The organism is Parabacteroides sp. Y3-G-102 (assembly GCF_023656845.1).
Taxonomy (GTDB): Bacteria; Bacteroidota; Bacteroidia; order Bacteroidales; family Tannerellaceae; genus Parabacteroides; species Parabacteroides distasonis.
In genome coordinates, this window is the sequence record NZ_JAMOKU010000037.1 from 1 (window position 1) to 20,856 (window position 20,856).

11 protein-coding genes and 2 riboswitches are annotated in these 20,856 nt (G+C 44.6%); of the genes, 8 read left to right on the top strand and 3 right to left on the bottom strand.

The window, feature by feature from the left end; genetic code table 11:
* The first annotated feature begins 122 nt into the window (after positions 1–122).
* The 8 genes from accC to NBH16_RS16925 all read left to right on the top strand — a co-directional run bounded on the left by accC (position 123) and on the right by NBH16_RS16925 (position 13,695).
* Positions 123–1,598: an acetyl-CoA carboxylase biotin carboxylase subunit gene (gene accC / locus NBH16_RS16890; protein WP_350457264.1), complete on the top strand. Its 1,476-nt coding sequence runs from the start codon at positions 123–125 to the stop codon at positions 1,596–1,598.
* A gap of 12 nt (positions 1,599–1,610) precedes the next feature.
* Positions 1,611–2,135 (top strand): acyl-CoA carboxylase biotin carboxyl carrier protein subunit, encoded by a 525-nt coding sequence (locus NBH16_RS16895; RefSeq protein ID WP_122143890.1) that lies wholly within the window; start codon positions 1,611–1,613, stop codon positions 2,133–2,135.
* A complete protein-coding gene (locus NBH16_RS16900; protein WP_005859626.1) occupies positions 2,128–3,660 on the top strand; it encodes an acyl-CoA carboxylase subunit beta in 1,533 nt (510 codons plus the stop codon). The genes NBH16_RS16895 and NBH16_RS16900 overlap by 8 nt, the downstream gene beginning before the upstream one ends.
* 157 nt (positions 3,661–3,817) lie before the next feature.
* A riboswitch (cobalamin riboswitch) is annotated at positions 3,818–4,018 on the top strand.
* Between the two features lie 300 nt (positions 4,019–4,318).
* Positions 4,319–6,001, top strand: a complete 1,683-nt coding sequence (locus NBH16_RS16905; protein WP_005859616.1) for a putative transporter — start codon at positions 4,319–4,321, stop codon at positions 5,999–6,001.
* 109 nt (positions 6,002–6,110) lie between these two features.
* Positions 6,111–6,315, top strand: a riboswitch (cobalamin riboswitch).
* Positions 6,316–6,353: 38 nt separating this feature from the next.
* On the top strand, positions 6,354–8,357 hold the full coding sequence (locus NBH16_RS16910; protein WP_034526476.1) for a TonB-dependent receptor plug domain-containing protein: 2,004 nt from the start codon (positions 6,354–6,356) through the stop codon (positions 8,355–8,357).
* Positions 8,358–8,377: 20 nt separating this feature from the next.
* Positions 8,378–9,742: a DUF5074 domain-containing protein gene (locus NBH16_RS16915; RefSeq protein ID WP_005859612.1), complete on the top strand. Its 1,365-nt coding sequence runs from the start codon at positions 8,378–8,380 to the stop codon at positions 9,740–9,742.
* Positions 9,742–10,860 carry an ABC transporter substrate-binding protein gene (locus NBH16_RS16920; protein ID WP_005867452.1) on the top strand — a complete coding sequence of 373 codons (1,119 nt, stop codon included), beginning with the start codon at positions 9,742–9,744 and terminating at the stop codon, positions 10,858–10,860. The genes NBH16_RS16915 and NBH16_RS16920 overlap by 1 nt, the downstream gene beginning before the upstream one ends.
* A 63-nt stretch (positions 10,861–10,923) precedes the next feature.
* A complete protein-coding gene (locus NBH16_RS16925) occupies positions 10,924–13,695 on the top strand; it encodes an FAD-binding and (Fe-S)-binding domain-containing protein (RefSeq protein ID WP_044544685.1) in 2,772 nt (923 codons plus the stop codon).
* A 100-nt stretch (positions 13,696–13,795) separates the two neighbouring features.
* On the opposite strand, the gene NBH16_RS16930 is transcribed toward NBH16_RS16925, so the two are convergent.
* From NBH16_RS16930 to carB, 3 genes are all read right to left on the bottom strand, one after another.
* The gene (locus NBH16_RS16930) at positions 13,796–15,172 is read right to left on the bottom strand and encodes an NAD(P)/FAD-dependent oxidoreductase (protein WP_005867456.1); all 1,377 of its coding nucleotides are present in this window, start codon (positions 15,170–15,172) and stop codon (positions 13,796–13,798) included.
* Between the two features lie 202 nt (positions 15,173–15,374).
* On the bottom strand, positions 15,375–17,435 hold the full coding sequence (locus tag NBH16_RS16935) for a ligand-binding sensor domain-containing protein (protein ID WP_250788903.1): 2,061 nt from the start codon (positions 17,433–17,435) through the stop codon (positions 15,375–15,377).
* A 77-nt stretch (positions 17,436–17,512) separates the two neighbouring features.
* Complete coding sequence (carB, locus tag NBH16_RS16940) at positions 17,513–20,731, bottom strand: carbamoyl-phosphate synthase (glutamine-hydrolyzing) large subunit (protein WP_005867460.1); 3,219 nt, start codon at positions 20,729–20,731, stop codon at positions 17,513–17,515.
* Positions 20,732–20,856 lie beyond the last annotated feature (125 nt).

Sequence of the window (20,856 nt, forward strand, 5' to 3'; positions counted from 1 at the left end):
GAAAGTATCTCTGATGGCAGAATCAACTGTGCCAATGCTAATAGTCCTTGATTGTTCATGGTACAAAGGTGCAAATTTTCTATAGAATTAAAGAATTTTCCCCCTGATTTATCGGGTGAGCCATCGCTATCCGTGTGATGCGCTCATGTAAGGAGATGGGGATTCGCACTGTTGCCGTATATTCGGAGACCGATCGTACCGCTCGGCATGTAATGTATGCGGATGAGGCAGCCTTGATAGGCCCGGCGGCTTCCAAGGAAAGTTATTTGAATATAGACAATCTGATCGCTGCGGCGAAACGGCACCATGCCGATGCGATACATCCCGGTTATGGTTTCTTGTCGGAGAACGCGGACTTCGCACGCCGTTGTAAGCAAGAAGGATTGATATTTATCGGCCCGTCAGCGGAGACGATGGAAGCGATGGGAGATAAGATCGCCGCACGCAAACGCATGATCGCCGCAGAGGTTCCTGTGGTTCCCGGTACGGAGCAACCGTTGCAAAGTGCGGAAGAAGCGCTTCGGGTTTGCGAAGAAATTGGTTTCCCTGTTATGCTGAAAGCTTCTATGGGAGGTGGAGGAAAAGGGATGCGCCTGATACATGAGAAGGGCGAGGTTGTCGAGGCTTATCATACGGCTCGTTCAGAATCGTTGTCCTCATTTGGTGATGATACGGTATATATAGAGAAATTCGTAGAGGAGCCGCATCATATAGAATTCCAGATATTGGGAGATAACCATGGTAATGTCATTCATCTATTTGACCGGGAATGTTCGGTTCAACGTCGTAACCAGAAAATAGTAGAGGAAAGCCCGTCTCCATTCCTAACAGCGGACTTACGTAAAGAAATGGGGGAAAAGGCTGTGGCTGCGGCTAAAGCGGTTCATTATTCCGGAGCGGGAACGATAGAGTTCCTTGTAGATAAGGACCGCCATTTTTATTTTTTGGAAATGAATACCCGGCTACAAGTAGAGCATCCTATCACGGAAGAAGTGGTAGGGGTGGATTTGGTAAAGGAACAAATCCGTATCGCCAATAATGAGGTTTTGCATCTTCGTCAAGAAGATCTTTTCCAACGAGGACATGCCATCGAGTGCCGGATCTGTGCGGAGGATACGGAAAATAATTTCATGCCTTCCCCGGGTATTATCCGGCAATTAACGGAACCGAATGGTATCGGGGTACGTATCGATAGCTATGTATATGAAGGGTATGAGATTCCGGTCTATTATGACCCTATGATCGGTAAATTAATCGTATGGGCAACGACACGTGCGTATGCGATCGAGCGTATGCGCCGGGTTCTATATGAATATAAAATCACGGGCTTAAAGACGAACCTCAGTTATTTGAAACGTATCATGCATAATCCTGATTTCGTGAAAGGGGAATATAATACATTATTTATCGCTAAGAATGCCCGGATGCTACAACGGTCTAACGGTAATAACGAGGAAATCGAGAATATCGCCATGATCGCCGCTTATATGGATTATTTGATGAATTTAGAGGAAAATACTTCTACCCAATTGGTGGATACACGTCCTATCAGCCGTTGGCGGGAGTTTGGTTTACAAAAAGGTGTCTTACGGATTTAACGGGTATTGGTTATGGAAATACATATCGGAAATCGTGAGGCCGATGTGACATTGGTCAGTAAAGAAGGGAATAAAGTCCGGCTTTCTATCGACGGGAAGCCGTATGATGTGGATATCGTGATGACGGAGAACGGCAGTTGTTCTGTCTTGCACGATGGGAACTCATTTAACGCGGAGATCATCTCCGGAGAAGATCATCGGAGTTATGACGTGAATATGTTCTACCGTTCCTATCATGTGGATATCGTAGATACCCAAAAGAAATATTTGCGTATGCGTAAAAGTGCGGAAGAGAAGCAAGATGACAAGATTGTCGCCCCGATGCCGGGTAAAGTCGTGAAAATACCTGTGCGGAAAGGAGATCGCTTGGAAACGGGGGATACCGTGGTCGTACTTGAGGCGATGAAGATGCAGAGTAACTATAAGGTAAGCTCAGCATGCGTGGTAAAAGATATATTGGTATCCGAGGGAGATTCCGTTGATAACAATCAAGTGCTTATGACTTTAGACCTATTAAAAGATGATTCATATGAATAACGAGCAATTATATAAAGATTTTGAGGCTTTGAATAAAGAGGCCTCGTTGGGAGGAGGATTGAATCGCATTGAGAAACAACATGCTTGCGGGCGTATGACCGCCCGTGAACGAATCGAGATGCTGTTGGATAAAGGGACTTTCAATGAGCTGGATAAATTCGTGGTGCATCGGTGTACAAACTTCGGGATGGATAAGAATAAGATTCCCGGTGATGGAATGGTAAGTGGTTATGGAAAGATCGATGGTCGTTTGGTATTTGTTTACGCTTATGATTTTACCGCATACGGTGGGACCTTGAGTGCCACGAATGCCGCTAAGATCGTGAAAGTGCAACAATTAGCCTTAAAGAACGGAGCGCCGATCATCGCCTTGAATGACTCGGGGGGTGCCCGGATTCAAGAAGGGGTGAATAGCTTGGCTGGTTATGCTTCTATCTTTTACCAAAATACGATGGCCTCGGGAGTCGTTCCCCAATTATCGGCTATTTTGGGGCCTTGTGCGGGGGGCGCTTGTTATTCCCCGGCTTTGACCGATTTTATTTTTATGGTCAAAGAGCAAAGTCATATGTTTATCACGGGGCCGGATGTCGTAAAGGCGGTGACTCACGAGGTGATCGATAAGGAAGAGCTGGGCGGGGCGCAGGTACATAGCGGAAAAAGCGGGGTCGCACATTTTGTGTGTGATACGGAAGAGGAGACTTTGATGAGTATCCGGGAACTTCTGAGTTTCCTGCCTTCTAATAATATGGAAGACGCTCCAGTTATAGCTTGTGCTGACGATGTGCGTCGGGTAGAAGAGTCGTTGCAGCATGTGATTCCGGAAGATCCTAATGTCCCTTATGACATCAAGGATATTATAGAGCCGATAGTGGATAATCATTACTTTTTCGAGGTTATGCCTCATTTCGCTCGCAATATTGTAGTGGGATTCGCTCGTTTGGGAGGCCGTACCATAGGTATCGTAGGGAACCAACCTGCCTTTTTAGCGGGAGTCTTGGATATCGATGCTTCTGATAAGGCCGCACGTTTCATTCGCTTCTGCGATTGCTTCAATATTCCATTGATCACGTTCGAGGATGTGCCGGGCTTCTTGCCGGGCTGTACGCAAGAACATGCGGGAATTATACGCCACGGGGCAAAAATTGTCTACGCTTATGCGGAGGCCACGGTTCCCAAAATCACGTTGATTACCCGGAAGGCTTACGGGGGAGCCTATATCGTAATGGCAAGTAAGCCTACCGGTGCCGATATAAACTTGGCATATCCGATGGCTGAGATTGCGGTGATGGGGGCTGAAGGTGCCGTGAATATATTATACCGGAAAGCCAACGATGAGGAGAAGAAACAAGCAATTCGTGAATACACCGAGAAATTCTCAAATCCTTACCGGGCAGCCGAGCAAGGATTTATAGATGAAGTCATACAACCTAGAGACACACGTTTTAAATTGATTCAGGCGTTGGAAATGGCGAAAAATAAGAGCCAGAGTAATCCTCCTAAAAAACATGGAAATATTCCCTTGTAGTAATTATTATTTAAGGAAAATCAAAGCCTCTTCCTGTCGGGAGGATAGCTTAGAGGTTAAAAGATCCCGGTTCAATTGTTTTGTCCCGGGATTTTTTTATTTGGATAATAAAAGTAAACAAAAAAGCGAAAAGATATGATATATACGGAAAACATGCTATCTTTGTTCCCGAATCGGTTCCGCATATACCATTCGGGTATGTGGATTAAAAGGGAATCGGGTGTAAATCCCGGACAGTCCCGCTGCTGTGAAGCTCCGAAGAACATCTTGAAACAACACTATCGCCACTGGTTCTAGCGACCGGGAAGGCTTCAAGATGGGAGTCAGTCAGAAGACCTGCCATTCATTAAAGGCTGTTTTTGCTCGAGGGATTAGGAAAGCAGTACGAAAAGATAAGCAATATCTTAAAAGGAACAAAGACGTATGAAAAGGATCTGTTCGCACTGTCGTGCGACATTTGAATGGCCGGTAACCCTTTTGCCGGAAGAGGAAAGTTTGTCTAAATTATCAGCATAAGAAATAGAAAATATATTAGTAAATGTTGTTAGAATGGATGCCAGATTAAACTGGGATACTAAATGTTCAATATGTGTATCTCTGCCGAAGTGATTCGCCAGAGGTACTTTTTTATCTTAAATTAATATATACATGAATAGATATGGAATGGATTAATGAATTGTTATGGGGAGAAGGGGTAGGGCATTCTATCCTTTTGTTATCCGTTGTGATCGCTCTGGGGATCCAGCTTGGTAAACTGAAGCTATTCGGTATCTCTTTAGGGATTACCATGGTACTGTTTGTCGGGATCTTTCTCGGGCATTTCGGTTTTACGGCGAATCCGTCGGTCGTTCATTTTTTTAGAGAGTTTGGTTTGATCTTATTTGTTTACTCGGTAGGTATGCAAGTAGGCCCCGGATTTTTCTCTTCGTTTCGAAAGGGAGGGATCACGTTGAATATGCTTGCTTGCGGTATTGTTTTTCTAGGGGTGATTACTGCCTTGATTATACATTATATTACAGGCATTCCTATACCGACAATGGTAGGTATCTTATCCGGAGCAGTGACGAATACACCGGGATTGGGCGCTGCTCAACAGGCTTATTCAGATATGACGGGGATCTCGGATGAAACGATCGCTTTAGGATATGCGGTTGCCTATCCGTTAGGTGTGATCGGCATTATCTTGTCGATGATTTTTATCCGTTATGTTTTCCGTATCTCTTTTGCGAAGGAGACGGAACAATTGGAAGAAGAGACGGATACGGAATCGGGAGGAGAGGCTGTACCTATCTCTTTGGTGGTGAAGAATCCGGCGATTTTTGGTCGTAGCGTAAGTGAGCTATCTAAATTGTTGGAACACCGTGAATTTGTTATTTCCCGTATTTTACGTAACGATACGAATCGGATAGAGATCGTGGCGGGGAACACGGTATTGAATGGGGATGATAAGATTTTTGTTATTACCGCAGAGCATGACGTGGAGGCGATAAAGACTTTTATCGGTCAAGAAATACAGATGGATCGTAAGCAATGGATTCCGGCGGAAAGCCAGTTTATCAGCCGGCGTATTTTGGTTACCCGGTCTGAAATCAACGGTAAGCAATTAGGGGCTTTGCAGTTACGCCGTTTACATGGAATTAACGTGACTCGGATCAATCGTGCGGGGCTGGAGTTGGTAGCTACTCCTAATCTGGTCTTGCAAATAGGCGACCGGGTGACAGTGGTCGGTAGTGAATTGGCGGTGGAGAAAGTTGCCGAGACGCTGGGTAATTCAATGAAACGCTTGAATGAACCTAATTTGGTGACTATTTTTGTTGGTATAGTTTTGGGTATTATCGTGGGAAGTCTTCCTATTAGTTTTCCGGGTATTCCTCAACCGGTGAAATTAGGATTAGCGGGAGGTCCGTTGATCGTTGCGATATTGATAAGCCGGTTCGGTTATCGTTATAAATTGGTTACTTATACCACGCAAAGTTCTAATTTACTATTGAGGGAATTAGGAATCACGTTGTTTCTCGCCTGCGTGGGATTGAGTGCGGGTGAAGGTTTTGTCGATACGATAGTCAATAAGGGTGGTGTAGCTTGGATCGGTTATGGTTTTATAATAACGTTATTGCCTCTACTGATTATCGGTTGTGTGGGAAGGTATTTTTATAAACTGAATTATTTTACGTTGATGGGATTGATTGCGGGAAGTACGACCGATCCTCCTGCGTTAGCCTATTCCAATATGGCGGCAGGAAATGATGCGCCGGCGGTTGGATATGCGACGGTTTATCCATTGACCATGTTTTTGCGTGTGTTGACCGCACAGTTAATGATATTATTCTTTTATACATAGAATAAATATTTTGTTGTTAGTAATGTTTAGAAAAGTGTAAACTCCCTAGCCTTCCGCCGAAGTGATTCGCCGGGGGGCTTTTTTGTTGCTAATCAAAAAGTAAACATGTATCTTTGCGGCCAATCAAGGTGTAGATGTTATCGATTCCGATAATAATCAGTAAAAGGGAATCCGGTGCGAGTCCGGAGCTGTACCCGTAGCTGTAAGTCCTTGGAGCCCCGGCAAATCTTGTTGCCACTGCCTATCGGATAGGCGGGAAGGTAGCCGACAGAGGGTGGACGAGCCAGAAAACCTGCCATGATTTTGTTATGCGACGTTTCGGGTGAAGACGTTGGTAAATCTAAATGTTGCTATGCGAGATTTATATCTTATAAGATGCCTATGCGTTTTTAGCGCATGGTTATTCTCTTTGGGTGTCGCTTACGGTCAACAGATCGATACGACGGCCTATCACGAGCTTTCCGGGGTGGAAGTGGTGGAGAAGGTACGTCCGTCGGTCACCCGTGAAGGTACGCCTTTGCAAATTATGGACCGGGCGGGAATCGATCGCTTGGGAGTACAAGACCTATCCGAGGCCGTGAAACGCTTCTCGGGAGTTACGGTACAGGATTATGGGGGGATCGGAGGATTGAAAACGGTCTCGGTACGTAGCTTGGGGGCGAAGCATACCGCCGTCAGTTACGATGGGGTGACGATTACGGACGCGCAAAGCGGGCAAGTCGATATCAGCCGTTTCTCGTTGGATAATGTGGAGATGGTTTCCTTGTCAATCGGGCAGTCGGATGACATTTTCCAAACGGCAAGGGTGTATGCTTCGGCAGGCGCCTTGAATATACAAACCGGAAAGCCCACGTTTAAAGACAAATCGTTTCATACTTATCTTAAGGTTAAGGGAGGTTCCTTCGGGCTTTTTAATCCTGTGCTGCATTATGATCAAAAATTAGGAAAGCGTTGGAGCGCATCCTTACATGGTGATTTCGTGCGTGCGGATGGACAATATCCCTATACATTAATTAATGGGGAATTGGAAACGAGAGAGAAGCGAAGAAATAGCGATATCCATTCTTTCCATTTGGAAGGTAATCTATTCGGCGATTTTGGAAGGGGAGGCGAACTTTCCTTTAAGGCGTACTATTTTGATTCGGAGCGGGGGCTTCCCGGTTCTGTTAATTTATATAACAAGAACACTTCTGAACGATTATGGGATAATAACTTTTTCGTGCAATCGGGGTATAAGAATGTTCTTAATGAGAAATTTACGCTACGGGCCATGGCTAAGTATAATTATGCTTTTACTCGTTATTTAGATATAAATGATAAATATGCTGCGGGCGAACAAGTCGATTTGAATACACAGAATGAGTATTATGGCTCTGTAGGTTTGCTGTATACTCCTATAAAGTATGTATCGGCGACGTTGACTACGGATTTAACTCGCTCTATGCTGGACAATAATTTTGTGAACGGCCCTAATCCAAAGCGAATGGCCTCTCAATCAGTACTAGCGGTGCAATATAAGAACAGTCGATTCACGGCTACCGCTAGTTTATTGGGAACATATATCACTGATAAAGTGGAGCAAGGGGAAAAACCGGATGATAAGAGGCGTTTATCCCCGGCTGTAAGTTTGTCTTGGCGGCCATTCTCGGAAAGTACTTTGCGGATACGTGCCTCTTACAAAGATATATTCCGGGTTCCTACATTTACGGACTTGTATTACCTCCGTATGGGAAATACAAATTTGAAACCGGAAGAAACTTCCCAATATAATGTAGGGGTAACATGGAGTTCTTCCTGTGGGGATTGGCTGCGGCATTTCAGTATTTCGGCGGATGGATATTATAATACGGTGAAAGATAAGATCGTGGCTTTACCTACCATGTATGTTTGGAAGATGATGAATATGGGCGAAGTGGATATTAAAGGGGTAGATGTAAATTTATCTACACAATTCCGATTGCCCTTACGAATGAGCTTGCTTTTGGCTTCCACTTATTCTTTTCAATACGCGGTTGATGTGACAGATCCGGAAGCTAAGAATTATAAGGATCAGATTCCTTATACACCTCGTCATTCTGGCACGGTTTCCGTAACCTTGGAAAATCCATGGGTAAATGTCTCTTATATACTGACTGCGGTTGGTGATCGTTATGCATTGCCGCAAAATATAGATCGGAACAGGATTGATTCTTATATAGAACAGAGTATTTCTATAAATCGAGATTTTCGTTTTCGATATTTCGGTTTGCGTTTGCAAGGTGAATTGTTAAATCTTGCGAACGTGAATTATGATGTTATTCAGTATTATCCCATGCCGGGCCGTTCTTGGCGTTTAAGTATTTGTTTATCCTATTAGTAAACTATAAAAGTAAAGTAATGAAAAAGAAGAATTTAGTTTGTGTCTCTGCCTTGTGTGCATTGATGTCTTTCTCGTTTGTCAGCTGTGATGATGACAATGAGCCTTCACTGAACATACCAAATGTATCTGTAACTAATGTCAGTTTTACGGATGAGAATCCGGAAGCTTTAAAAGTTAGCGGAACCTTAAATTGGACAGCTCCGTCTTCTGTTGACAATGTAACAAAGTACGTGATTTATGGTTCCTCTGATGGAACCGCTAAAGATATGAAAATTGCGGAGGTAGAAGTTGGAACACATTCATATGCTATTACGGATGTCGTAAATATAGGCTATTTATTAGTTATAGCCGCAAATGCGGAAGGTGAGTCTTCTGTTTATGCTTCCGTAAGAGTTATTGATTTTGTGAAGGATAGTTCTTTCATGGCTTTATATTTCTTGAATTCGGGCAATATGGGAAATAACAACTCTTCTTTATATATGTACGACATAGAAAAGGATGAGGTTGTCCCCGATTATTTCTTGGCTCAAAATGGCAGGGGGCTGGGAGATACGGCACAGGATATGATCGTGTATGGCGATAAGATGTATATCGCGGTATATGGAGAGTCTACGATAGAAGTGACAGATCTGAAGGCAAAATCCATTAAGCAAGTCAAGACAGAGGGGCAGCCCCGTTATATGGTATCAGAGGGTGGAAAAGTCTATATTAGCTATTATAATGGATATGTCGCTCGTTTGGATACCGCATCCTTGGAGGTTGAGGCGAAAGTAAAGGTCGGACGGAATCCGGAACAATTGGCGGTATCTTCTAATAAATTGTTTGTCTCAAACTCCGGAGGTATGGATTACAGTACCGAGGTTGGGTATGATAAAACGGTATCAGTGGTTGATCTGTCTACTTTTACAGAGATAAAGAAGTTGGATGTAGTATTGAATCCCACACGGATACAGGCGGATGAGCAAGGAAATGTATATGTGGTTTCTATGGGTAACTATGCGGATATACCCAATACGGTACAAAAGATAAATACGGAGACTTATGAGGTTACTTCCCTTACGAATTGTCCAAACGCAACGGAGATGGCCTATGAGGATGGCAAGCTATTTCTGTTCTATGCGCAATGGGGAATGTCTAGCCCTGCATTTTTAACATTTGATACAAAGAGCCAATCTGCGGGAACGAGCTTTATTACAGATGGAACCTCAATACAATCCCCTTATTCAATCAGTGCCGTGGGTGGAAATGTCTATGTCGCAGAGTCTGATTATAAGAATAATGGCGATATCTATTGTTTCGGAGGTGACGGTAAATTGTTCAAGAAGTTTGAGGCCGGTTTAAATCCCATGAAAGTAGTCCTCGCTCAAAAAGATAATATCTAATGCGATTACTGATTCTCTTAGGGTTCGCTTTCTGGATGGTGGCATGTACGCCATCCGGAAAGCAAACTTCTTCCAAGGAAGCTCTTTCCTCTGATAGTATTCAATATGCCCAAGGTTTCACGGTTCAGCGCTTTGATACCTATATAATGGTGGAAGTTCGTGATCCGTGGGATAGCACCCGTCTGCTTCAACGCTATTTATTGGTAGACCGGACAAAGTCGGTTCCCGGCGGATTACCCAAAGGGACGATCGTGAAGGTCCCGGTAAAAGATATTGTGATTTATACTTCTGTCCATGCGGCTATTATTGATCAACTGCACGAAACCGATAAGGTTATAGGCGTTTGTGAGCCTCGTTATATGGATACTCCTGCCATACAAGAGGGTATACAGGCCGGAAGAATCGCTGATTTAGGTGAGGCTACCTCTCCGAATATAGAGAAAATGATAGAGATCGGCGCGGAACTCGTGATAGCTTCCCCATTCCAGAACAGTAGTTATGGGCCTGTCGAGAAGATAGGGATACCCATTATCGAAGGAGCCGACTATATGGAGGCATTTCCTTTGGGGCGTACGGAGTGGATTCGCTTTTATGGTTTGCTATTCGGAAAGGAAGAGATGGCCGATTCTATATTTAAAGAAACAGAGCAAGCCTATTTGTCTCTAAAGGACTTAACCGCAAATATAGATAATCGTCCTACTGTTTTGTCGGAGAAAAAGTTCGGCTCTTCGTGGTATGTACCATCCGGAGATAGTTATATGGCTCATCTTATCGAGGACGCCGGAGCTGATTATATGTTTAAGGATTTACCGGGTGCCGGAAGTACCCCCTTAGCGTTTGAGACCGTGTTTGATAAAGCGATCCATGCGGATATTTGGCTTGTTAAATATAATCAGTCTTCTGAGATGACCTATAACGATTTACGCTCCGAATATACTCCTTACGAGAATTTCGACGCTTTTAAAAAAAAACGGATTTATACCTGTAATACAGGTGCAGTTCCTTATTACGAGGAATTCCCTATACATCCGGAATATTTATTGAAAGATTTAATCTGGATTTTCCATCCGGAGCTAGTATTCGGGTATTCTCCCCGTTATTTTAGAGAAATGCCCTGATTGTCTTAAAGGTTTCATATCTTTGTTGAAATGTCGTTTCTAGACAAATAAAGGTATTAGACTATGAAGATAAAAAAGGTATATGCTGATGCTTTAACTACATTAGCGAAGGGAACAGATGCCGGGATTTACAGGTTGAATCCCAAACGAGTTGAAATCGTGAGTCGTGAGCAAGATGTAAAACGTGTTCTTGCTGAATGTGAGAAGACTGGTAAATCTGTAACCTTTAAAGCTGGGGGGACCTCTTTATCCGGCCAGACTATTACAGATTCTGTATTGATGGAAATCAGTCCTGACTATGGAAAGGTTAAGATTTCAGGAGATGGGAGTTTGGCTAAATTCCCTTGTGGTATAACTGGAGAAGAGGCGAACCGCTGGTTGAAACCTTATGGCCGTAAGCTAGGGCCTAGCCCTGCCTCCATCAAATCCGCACGTATCGGCGGGATCGTAGCGAATAACTCGAGTGGTTCTAGCTATGGTATTATCCATAACTCCTATAATACGGTCCGGGATATGGAGATTATCTTTGCGGATGGAGCCTTTTTGGATACTTCTTCGTTAGCGAGTCGCAGGGATTTCATGCAAACGCATATAGGCTTATTGGAGAAGTTGATGAATTTCCGTTTGGAGATCTTGTTGAATCCGGACATGGAAGACCGGATTCTATCTAAATATGAGTTGAAGAATACATGCGGTTATGGAATGAACTCTTTCTTGGATTATACCGATCCATACGATATACTCATGCATTTAATGGTTGGCTCGGAAGGAACCTTAGGGTTTATTTCTTCGGTTACTTTCGAGACAGTCCCCGATGAGGCTTTAAAAGCTTCCGCCTTGATTTATTTCCCCTCTTTGATGGAGGCGTGCAGAGCCATAGCCCCGTTACGCCAATGCAAAGTGTCCGCCGCCGAGTTGATGGATAGAAACGCCTTACATGCGGTAGAGGATGAACCGGGGATGCCGGAGATATTACATTCTTTACCCGAGGATGCGGTAGCGTTGCTGATCGACACGTCTTCTAATTCGGAAGAAGAACTTCAAATCCAATTCCGGGATATAGAGGAGCGGCTAGCAGATATACAGACCTTATATCCGGTATCATTTACGACCGATCCGAAGCTTTACGCTACTTATTGGCGGGTACGAAACGGTTTATTTACTTCCGCTGCGGGAAGACGGCCACGGGGGACGGTATCTATTATTGAAGATATTGCTTTCCGGGAAGAGGTTTTAGGAGAGGCTTTGGAACAAGTGCGTGGGGTCTTGTCGGATTATGGATACGGAAATGCGGTGATGTGGGGACATTTATTGGATGGAAACGTTCATTTCACGATTTTTCCGGATATAAACGCACAGGAAGGTATCGATCATTACGCTTCTTTTATGCGTAGCCTTGTAGATGTGGTACTTTACTACGACGGTAGCTTGAAAGCGGAGCATGGCACGGGACGAAATATGGCTCCATTTGTTAAAGATGAATGGGGTGAGGAGATTTATGAGTTGATGTGGAAGATCAAAAGGCTCTTTGACCCGGAAAATATATTAAATCCGGGTGTCCTTTTAAATCGGGACCCGGATGTGTTTATAAAGAACTTAAAGCAAATACCGTTGGCGAATGAGCTGATCGATAAATGCATCGAGTGTGGTTTTTGTGAGATACAATGTCCGTCAAGGCATGTGACATTGACACCCCGGCAACGTATCGTGATCTATAGGGAATTATCGGCTTTGGCGGAACAGGGGGAAACAAACTCTAAGCGATATAAAGAACTCAAGAAAGCCTTTAACTATAAAGGTAACGCTACCTGCGCTACCGATGGCCTATGTGCTACGGCATGTCCGGTTGGCATTAATACCGGTTTATTGATCAAAGAGTTACGGTGGAAAGAGAATGGTGTCTTGGCGAATGCTATCGCTTCGGGCATCGCCGGGAATATGGGAACCGTAACGGGTATGCTTCGTCCTTTGCTTAAGCTGCCCCATGTGCTTTCAAAGCTGGTGGGGTATAACGCATTCGAGAGATTTGCCTCTTTCTTGTTTAGGGCTTCCGCTCATAAATTCCCGCTTTGGACTCGGCATACACCTTCTGGCGCGTCAAAGTTCAAGGAACTGACGGGTGTAGAGAATGGGATGGAAATGGTTTATTTCCCGTCTTGTATTACCCGTACGATGGGAGCTTCAGCTGATTATGAAGATGTGGATTTTGTAAGTGTAACGGAACAAATAATCGCTTTATTGACAAGAGCGGACTTTACGATTCGTTATCCTGAGAATCTAAGTAAGCTTTGTTGCGGCATGGCTTTTAGCAGTAAAGGGTTCCGGAAGCAAGCGGCGCAGAAGGCGGAGGAATTGAATGAGGCTCTTTTGCGGGCGAGCGATAACGGCCGCTTGCCTATTTTGTGTGACATGAGCCCTTGCTTGCTGCATATGAGGGAAACCTTGGATAAACGTTTACGATTATATGAACCTGTGGAGTTTATCTATGACTTTATGCGTGATCGTCTGAACTTTACTAAGTTGCCGGTTACGGTAGCGGTACACTCTACTTGTAGTACAACGAAGATGGGAGTACAAGACAAGCTGGTGGAACTGGCGGGCTTATGCGCGAACCGGGTGGTCTCTCCCGCTCAAGTTACTTGTTGCGGTTGGGCGGGCGATCGTGGTTTCTTCTATCCGGAACTAAACGCTTCCGGTCTTCATTACTTGAAACCGAACTTGCATGGGGCGACGGAAGGATATAGCAATAGCCGTACGTGCGAGATCGGTTTGACGATGAATAGTGGGATATCCTATAAATCGATCGTCTATTTAGTGGAAAAGGCTACTCGTTAAAAATCAAAAACCCCGGTTTCGTACAACTGAAACCCGGGGCTTTGTAGTTTGGCATTCGAAATTATAGGGAGTTTTATTTCATAGATTTTTTTTATTCATATTATGCGTAACCGTTAAGCATTCCGTTGAAATACATCGGTTTTAAAATATATACCTTTAAGATCCAAGCAAGCCATTGCTCTTTTGATGTATCGATCATCGAGAATGGGAATGAAATGTCTGGTTTCTTTTCGTAGTCAAACTCACAAAGCAACACATGACCGTAATCCGTGACGATCGGGCAAGCGGCATAACCGTTGTATTTCTCGGTCGGCTCTTTGCCTTCCATGAGCGCGATCAGGTTCTTGGCGGCGATAGGTACTTGCTTACGGATAGCGGCAGATGTTTTACTGGTCGGGATACCGGCTACATCACCCAGAGAAACGATGTTCTGGTATTTCTTATGTACCAAGGTCTCTTTATCGACCATTACCCATGCGTCCGCGGCCAATTTACCTTCTGTCCAACCTAATCCGGCATCACGAACGAAATCAGGAGCGGACATAGGCGGGGTGAAGTGTAAGAAATCGTAATCCTCTACGAACGGCGTTACGATCTTTTCTTCGCCTTTTGTCTCTATCTTCTCAAAATGTACTTGCTTCGCGGATGTGTCTACACCTTTTACACGTACATTCAAGTTAATAGGTATGTTACGTTCATTATATATTTCTAGCAAGCGAGGTGTGAAATACGGGATATCGTATAGCTCCTTCGATGCGGTAAAATAATTCAATTGCAGTTTGTCGCGAGTCCCTTGTTTCCTTGCGTAATGCTCGGATAATAAACAGATCTTTTTGGGAGCGCCACCACATTTATGTTTTGTATAGGTATCGGTATAAATACCTTTGCCTCCTTTTTTAGCGAATTCTTGAAGAGCTTTCCATGTCTTTTGGGCTCCTTCGAAATCGTAAATAGAGTTTGCGTTTCCTTGTCCCAAGGTGTCGTGGGTAATGCCCTCTACTTTTTCCCAGTTACATTGTAATCCCGGGGTCAGTACTAAAAAGTCGTATGGAATCTTTCCGTTACTTTTGGTCGTTACTTGATTCCATACGGGATCAACTGCGGCGACCGAGTCCTTTATCCATTTTATACCGCTAGGCATACAATCCTCTTGCTTCTTCCAAACATCTTCCGGTTGGTACACACCTGAGGCGATCAGAGTGAATCCCGGTTGATAAAACTGACGATCGCTGGGGTCAATCAGGGTGATATCCGGTTCATCAAGCCAATGTTTTAATCGGGCAGCCATACTGATACCAGCGGCTCCTCCACCGATAATAACGATTTTACCTTTTGCGCTGCTTGAAAAAGCGTTTGCTTTTCCGGTATTAGCTCCCGCGATCAGTCCTGTCGCCGCTAATAACTTAAAGAAATGCCGTCTGTCGACACCTTTCTTTTCTAGCGCATCTAATTGTTTCTCCAGTTCGTGTTTCATCATGACGAAAGAATTTAAGATTTTATTCGCCAGCAAAGGAAACACAATAAATTACGGTAGCCATGAAAATGACTACTACACGACTTGCGCAAATGATTTTTTTATTGGATAAGACTACTACAAGACTTTCTCAAGCTCTTTCTATGTGCGTTTAATATGCTGTTATGTAGAATATTATATATTAAGCATATTCTAGAAAATAATTTTAGTAGTTCATTAAGAAATCGACAAGATTCGTATCCCCATCAAGGGCTAATCGCTTTCTTAAGCGGTATCTTCTTAGCTCGATAGCTCGTACGGATACATTCATTAACGATGCGATTTCCTTCGTGGAAAGGTTCATGCGGAGTAAGCAACAAATACGCAAATCTCCTGCCGTTATATCTGTGTATTGCTGGCGTAAACGATCCATGAAATTCTGGTGGGCGCTATTAAAATAGGTCTCGAACTGCACCCAATCCGCTTGATCGTTCAAGGTAGATTCGATCAAGGAACGTAAACGGGTATATAACTTATTGGGATATCGGTCACCCAATGTCTCTTTCTGCTTATCCAGTTCTTCCAACAAAGCTTGGATTGCCTCGTTTCTTTTTACCAAAGCTGTTGTCTGGAGAGTAAGCTCATTGTTTTTGTTTTGCAACTCCGTTTCCAGCATCTCGCTTTTCATTTGTTGAAGCCTTTGCTGTTCGGCTTGTCGTTCAGCCTCCAACATTTCTTGTTCTTTTTTTCGTAAGTTCCTTAAATGATACCGAAGCCCTTCTTGAATGGCGAACCATATCAAAGCGACGTAGATCAAATAGGCCCATACGGTATTATACCAAGGAGGGCGCACCATGATTTGCATCGTGATCTCGGGAAACGGACCCCGGGTTACATATTTACGTACCCTTAGCTCATAAGTTCCTTCCGGAAGTTGTAAGAAGGTAATTTTGCCGTCTTTCTGCCAAGAAGACCAATCGGCGGATACCCCTTCCAGCTTATAACTGATTTGGTGATTAGGGGTGAATACCGTTGTCCCGATGTATAGCGAGAGTTCTTGGAAGTTATGGGGCATGTTGATTCTTTGAGTATCTGGATATAAATAATGTGTACCTTCTTGATCTTGATACTCGATGCGCATAAACCGTGGCATCGTCAATCCTCCTAGGCTTCCCTCTATTAATTGGCGGGTGTTGATTAATAGGGTTCCTTGCATGGCGGATACCAAATCAAGAGAATCATTCAAGGGGATGATCCGTTTGCCGTTGGTCACCAGATTCAGATCGTAATTATCGAATAGGATCCGGCATTTTAAAGTTCCTGTACCGTTTTCCCGATGGAAGAGTCCGGCCTCATTCTGGATCGTGAGCCAATACAAATTGTCTGGAACCGGGTAAATACTTTCTGCGTTGGCGAATACGCCCAATACATCTTTATTCTTAAATAAAGTGCTTACCGATAAATGATTGTCGGCCGTATCCGGATGGATATATGAACGTCCGATCTCACCGGATATCGGGGTAAACTTATCACCAAACATCAAGCTCCGGCTGAAGTAGCCGAGATTTGTCCGGATATAGAGGCGGTTATCCTCTTTTACAGCGTCTTCCAACTTTCCGATCTGGCTTCTTTTACCTAACATGGCGATGGGAGGATTGATATCTATTTGGGAGATACCATTATCCAAGGCGACCCAGATTAAGTTATTATCCTGTACGCAGATGGAACGTACGATATTATCTTGTAACTGATTATTGATGTTGAGATGTTGAAAGATCTCCCCTTCGTCGTTGGTGATATAAATGCCGGACGTAGATGTTCCCGTGAAATTGAGACCTCCGGCGCTAGCGAAAGAAGTAGGGTGCTTCTCCTCGATTTCTTTCGGGATCGTGTAATTCGTCTCGGGATCATCGAAATTTATATATGACGGGAGCGTATCGATCGGATGGTATTCCAGATTCCCGAGTTTGTCGTATAGCCAATAGCCTAACGATGATTTGCCTTGGGTATAAATAGAATCGTTCTGGAAAGATACTTTATAAATAGGGGTTTTATCCGGTAATGGATATGTGTTCCATGTATTCCCGTCAAAAGTAACCAGACCGGAATTATTAGCTACATATAAGATGCCATGATAGGAAACCGCTAAATCCCAATTTTGGCAACTAGCCTTGTAATCGTCTACGGAATAATTTTGTACGAGGATAGAGGGAGCGACCACAGACGCACGCAAGGCGAAAACCGCCAGTATAGATAATAATATGATAAAAGGTAGCCGTCTGTACATGGTCTTTAAACTATAGAGACAAGGCATAAAGCCTTGTCTCTTTATATTACACACATGCAAATATAATCAAATTTTGATTACTTGTACTCCTGCCAGCTCTTAATCTGTATATCTTCTACGTTCATATTGCAGAAAGCGTCGATAAAGGCGCTAGCCAGACGGGCGTTCGTGATCAATGGAATGTTATGATCGATCGCCGCACGGCGGATCTTATAGCCATTGGTCAACTCACGTTTGCTATGATCTTTCGGGATATTTACTACCAATTCGAAAGCGTGATTGCTGAACATATCCATGATATTCAAATCACCTTCCTCATCCGGCCAGCAAACGGCGGTTGCCTTGATTCCGTTATCGTTCAGGAACTTGGCGGTTCCGTGCGTACCATAGATCGTGTAACCCTTGGCATCCAGCATGCGGCAAGGCTCCAATAAATCGACCTTGCTCTTAGCTGCGCCGGAAGATACTAAAATGTTCTTCTTAGGAATACTGTTGCCTACGGCGATCATGGCGGAAAGCAAAGCCTCGTTGAAATCGTCGCCTATACAACCTACCTCGCCGGTGGAGCTCATGTCCACACCTAATACAGGGTCTGCCTTGTGCAAACGGGCGAATGAGAACTGGGAAGCCTTGATTCCGATCCAGTCGATATCGAATGCGCTCTTATCCGGTTTCGTATACGGAGCGTCCAGCATGATGCGGGTAGCCGTCTCGATAAAGTTGCGTTTCAATACTTTAGATACAAACGGGAAACTACGTGAGGCACGTAAGTTACATTCGATTACTTTCACGAAGTTATTCTTCGCCAAGAATTGGATATTGAACGGACCGCTGATATTTAACTCCTTTGCGATCATCTTGCTTACTTTCTTGATGCGGCGGGCTGTCTCGAAGTAAATCTTCTGAGCTGGGAACACCAAGGTAGCGTCACCGGAGTGAACACCGGCGAACTCGATATGCTCGGAGATCGCGTACTCAACCACCTCGCCATTCATAGCGACAGCGTCGAACTCGATCTCTTTCGTTCCTTGCATGAACTCGGATACGACCACCGGATATTCCTTGGAAACCTTAGCGGCCAAATCCAAGAACTCGATCATCTGCTCTTTCGTGTGGCAAACGTTCATCGCCGCTCCGGACAATACGTAAGACGGACGGATCAAGATCGGGAAACCTACTTTCTCGATAAACGCGTCGATCTCTTCCATGCTGGTAAGCTCTGCCCAACGAGGTTGGTCGATACCTAGCGAATCCAACATCGCGGAGAATTTATGACGGTTCTCAGCACGGTCGATCGATAGCGGGGAAGTACCTAATACCGGAACATTCTGGCGGTACAGTTTCATCGCCAAGTTGTTCGGGATCTGTCCACCTACGGAGACGATCACGCCCTTCGGCAATTCCAGATCGATCACGTCTAGCACGCGCTCGAATGAAAGCTCGTCGAAGTACAGACGGTCGCACATATCGTAGTCGGTAGATACGGTCTCCGGGTTATAGTTGATCATGATCGATTTATAACCTAGCTTACGAGCGGTCTGGGCGGCATTCACCGAACACCAGTCGAACTCAACGGACGAGCCGATACGGTAAGCTCCGGACCCCAAGATAATCACGCTCTTCTCATTCGGGTAGTAGGTGATATCGTGCGGCGTGCCGTCGTAAGTCATATATAGATAGTTGGTCAATTCCGGGTGTTCGGAAGCGATCGTGTTGATACGTTTCACGGTAGGGAGAATGCCCATTTTCTTACGCAAGTTGCGTACGCGGATATTCTCTTTCTCCATATTTCCTTCCGGGTTCTCTACGTAACGAGCGATCTGGAAGTCTGAGAAACCAAGGCGTTTCGCCTCTTTCAATACATCTTCCGGAAGATCCTCGATCTTGTTGTAACCTTTCAATACGTTGGCGTAATCCACGATATTCTTCAAGCCCTCCAAGAACCAGCGTGTGATCTTTGACAACTCATGTATCTTGTCTACGCTATATCCCTGTTCCAAGGCTTGCGCCACGGCGAAGATACGCAAGTCGGTAGGGTTCGCCAACTCCTCGTCCAAGTTATCGAAATGGATATCGTTGTTACCTACGAAACCATGCATTCCTTGTCCGATCATACGAAGACCCTTCTGCATGATCTCCTCGAAGCTCTTACCGATCGACATGATCTCGCCGACGGATTTCATGCTGGAACCGATCTGGCGGCTAACGCCGACGAACTTCGTCAAGTCCCAACGCGGGATCTTCACGATCATATAATCTACCTCCGGTGCTTTGTATGCGGAGTTCGGAGTACCCATCTCGCCGATCTCGTCCAATCCGTAGCCCAACGCCAACTTAGCGGCAACGAAAGCCAATGGATAACCGCTGGCCTTGGATGCCAAGGCGGAAGAACGGCTCAAGCGAGCGTTCACCTCGATCACACGGTAATCGCAAGTCTCGGAGTTGAAAGCGTATTGGATATTACATTCACCCACGATACCTAAGTGGCGGATCGTCTTGGTAGAAAGTTCTTTCAATAAATCTAATTCTTTCTCGGTCAAGGAGCAAGTCGGAGCTACTACGATACTCTCGCCGGTGTGTACGCCTAGCGGGTCTACGTTCTCCATGCTCACTACCGTGAAGCAATGGTCGTTCTTGTCGCGGATCACCTCGAACTCGATCTCTTTCCAACCCTTCAAAGATTCCTCGACCAAGATCTGGGATGAGTAAGCGAAAGCGCTTTCCGCCAAGGTGCGAAGCTCGGCCTCGTCCTTACAGATACCACTGCCCATACCACCTAATGCGTAAGCGGAACGGATCATTACGGGGAAACCGATCTTATAAGCGGCAGCCACGGCGTCGTCCATGCTTTCTACGGCTTGGCTGATCGGGGTCTTCACTTCTATCTCGTTCAGTTTCTTAACAAATAGGTCACGGTCCTCGGTGTACATGATAGCCTCAACGGATGTACCCAATACTTTCACGCCATATTTAGCCAACGTGCCGCTGGTGTAAAGTTGAGTACCGCAGTTCAAAGCGGTCTGCCCGCCAAACGCCAATAGGATTCCGTCCGGTTGTTCTTTTTTGATAACTTCCTCCACGAAGTAAGGAGTGATAGGCAAGAAATATACCTTATCGGCTACTCCCTCGGATGTTTGGATAGTCGCGATATTCGGATTTAGCAATACGGTACTGATCCCTTCTTCTTTCAGAGCCTTTAACGCTTGCGAACCAGAGTAGTCAAACTCCCCGGCCTGTCCGATCTTCAGGGCACCCGAGCCCAGAACAATCACCTTTTTGATATCACTTTTCGACATAGTAATTTGGGTTGTTTTGTTTATTATAATGATTTTAGAATATTATATTTATATTATATCACCGGACCGATGGACACAAAAAAAATGCGTTAGTAAAAGTAACCAACGCATCTTATATAACCAAA

What these genes read in the sequence shown, in the direction of transcription:
- NBH16_RS16915 (WP_005859612.1), top strand. Translation starts at nt 8,378, where the DNA reads ATGAAAAAGAAGAATTTAGTTTGTGTCTCTGCCTTGTGTGCATTGATG.
- NBH16_RS16910 (WP_034526476.1), top strand. Translation starts at nt 6,354, where the DNA reads ATGCGAGATTTATATCTTATAAGATGCCTATGCGTTTTTAGCGCATGG.
- NBH16_RS16905 (WP_005859616.1), top strand. Translation starts at nt 4,319, where the DNA reads ATGGAATGGATTAATGAATTGTTATGGGGAGAAGGGGTAGGGCATTCT.
- NBH16_RS16935 (WP_250788903.1), bottom strand. Translation starts at nt 17,435, where the DNA reads ATGTACAGACGGCTACCTTTTATCATATTATTATCTATACTGGCGGTT.
- carB (WP_005867460.1), bottom strand. Translation starts at nt 20,731, where the DNA reads ATGTCGAAAAGTGATATCAAAAAGGTGATTGTTCTGGGCTCGGGTGCC.
- NBH16_RS16895 (WP_122143890.1), top strand. Translation starts at nt 1,611, where the DNA reads ATGGAAATACATATCGGAAATCGTGAGGCCGATGTGACATTGGTCAGT.
- NBH16_RS16925 (WP_044544685.1), top strand. Translation starts at nt 10,924, where the DNA reads ATGAAGATAAAAAAGGTATATGCTGATGCTTTAACTACATTAGCGAAG.
- NBH16_RS16930 (WP_005867456.1), bottom strand. Translation starts at nt 15,172, where the DNA reads ATGATGAAACACGAACTGGAGAAACAATTAGATGCGCTAGAAAAGAAA.
- NBH16_RS16920 (WP_005867452.1), top strand. Translation starts at nt 9,742, where the DNA reads ATGCGATTACTGATTCTCTTAGGGTTCGCTTTCTGGATGGTGGCATGT.
- NBH16_RS16900 (WP_005859626.1), top strand. Translation starts at nt 2,128, where the DNA reads ATGAATAACGAGCAATTATATAAAGATTTTGAGGCTTTGAATAAAGAG.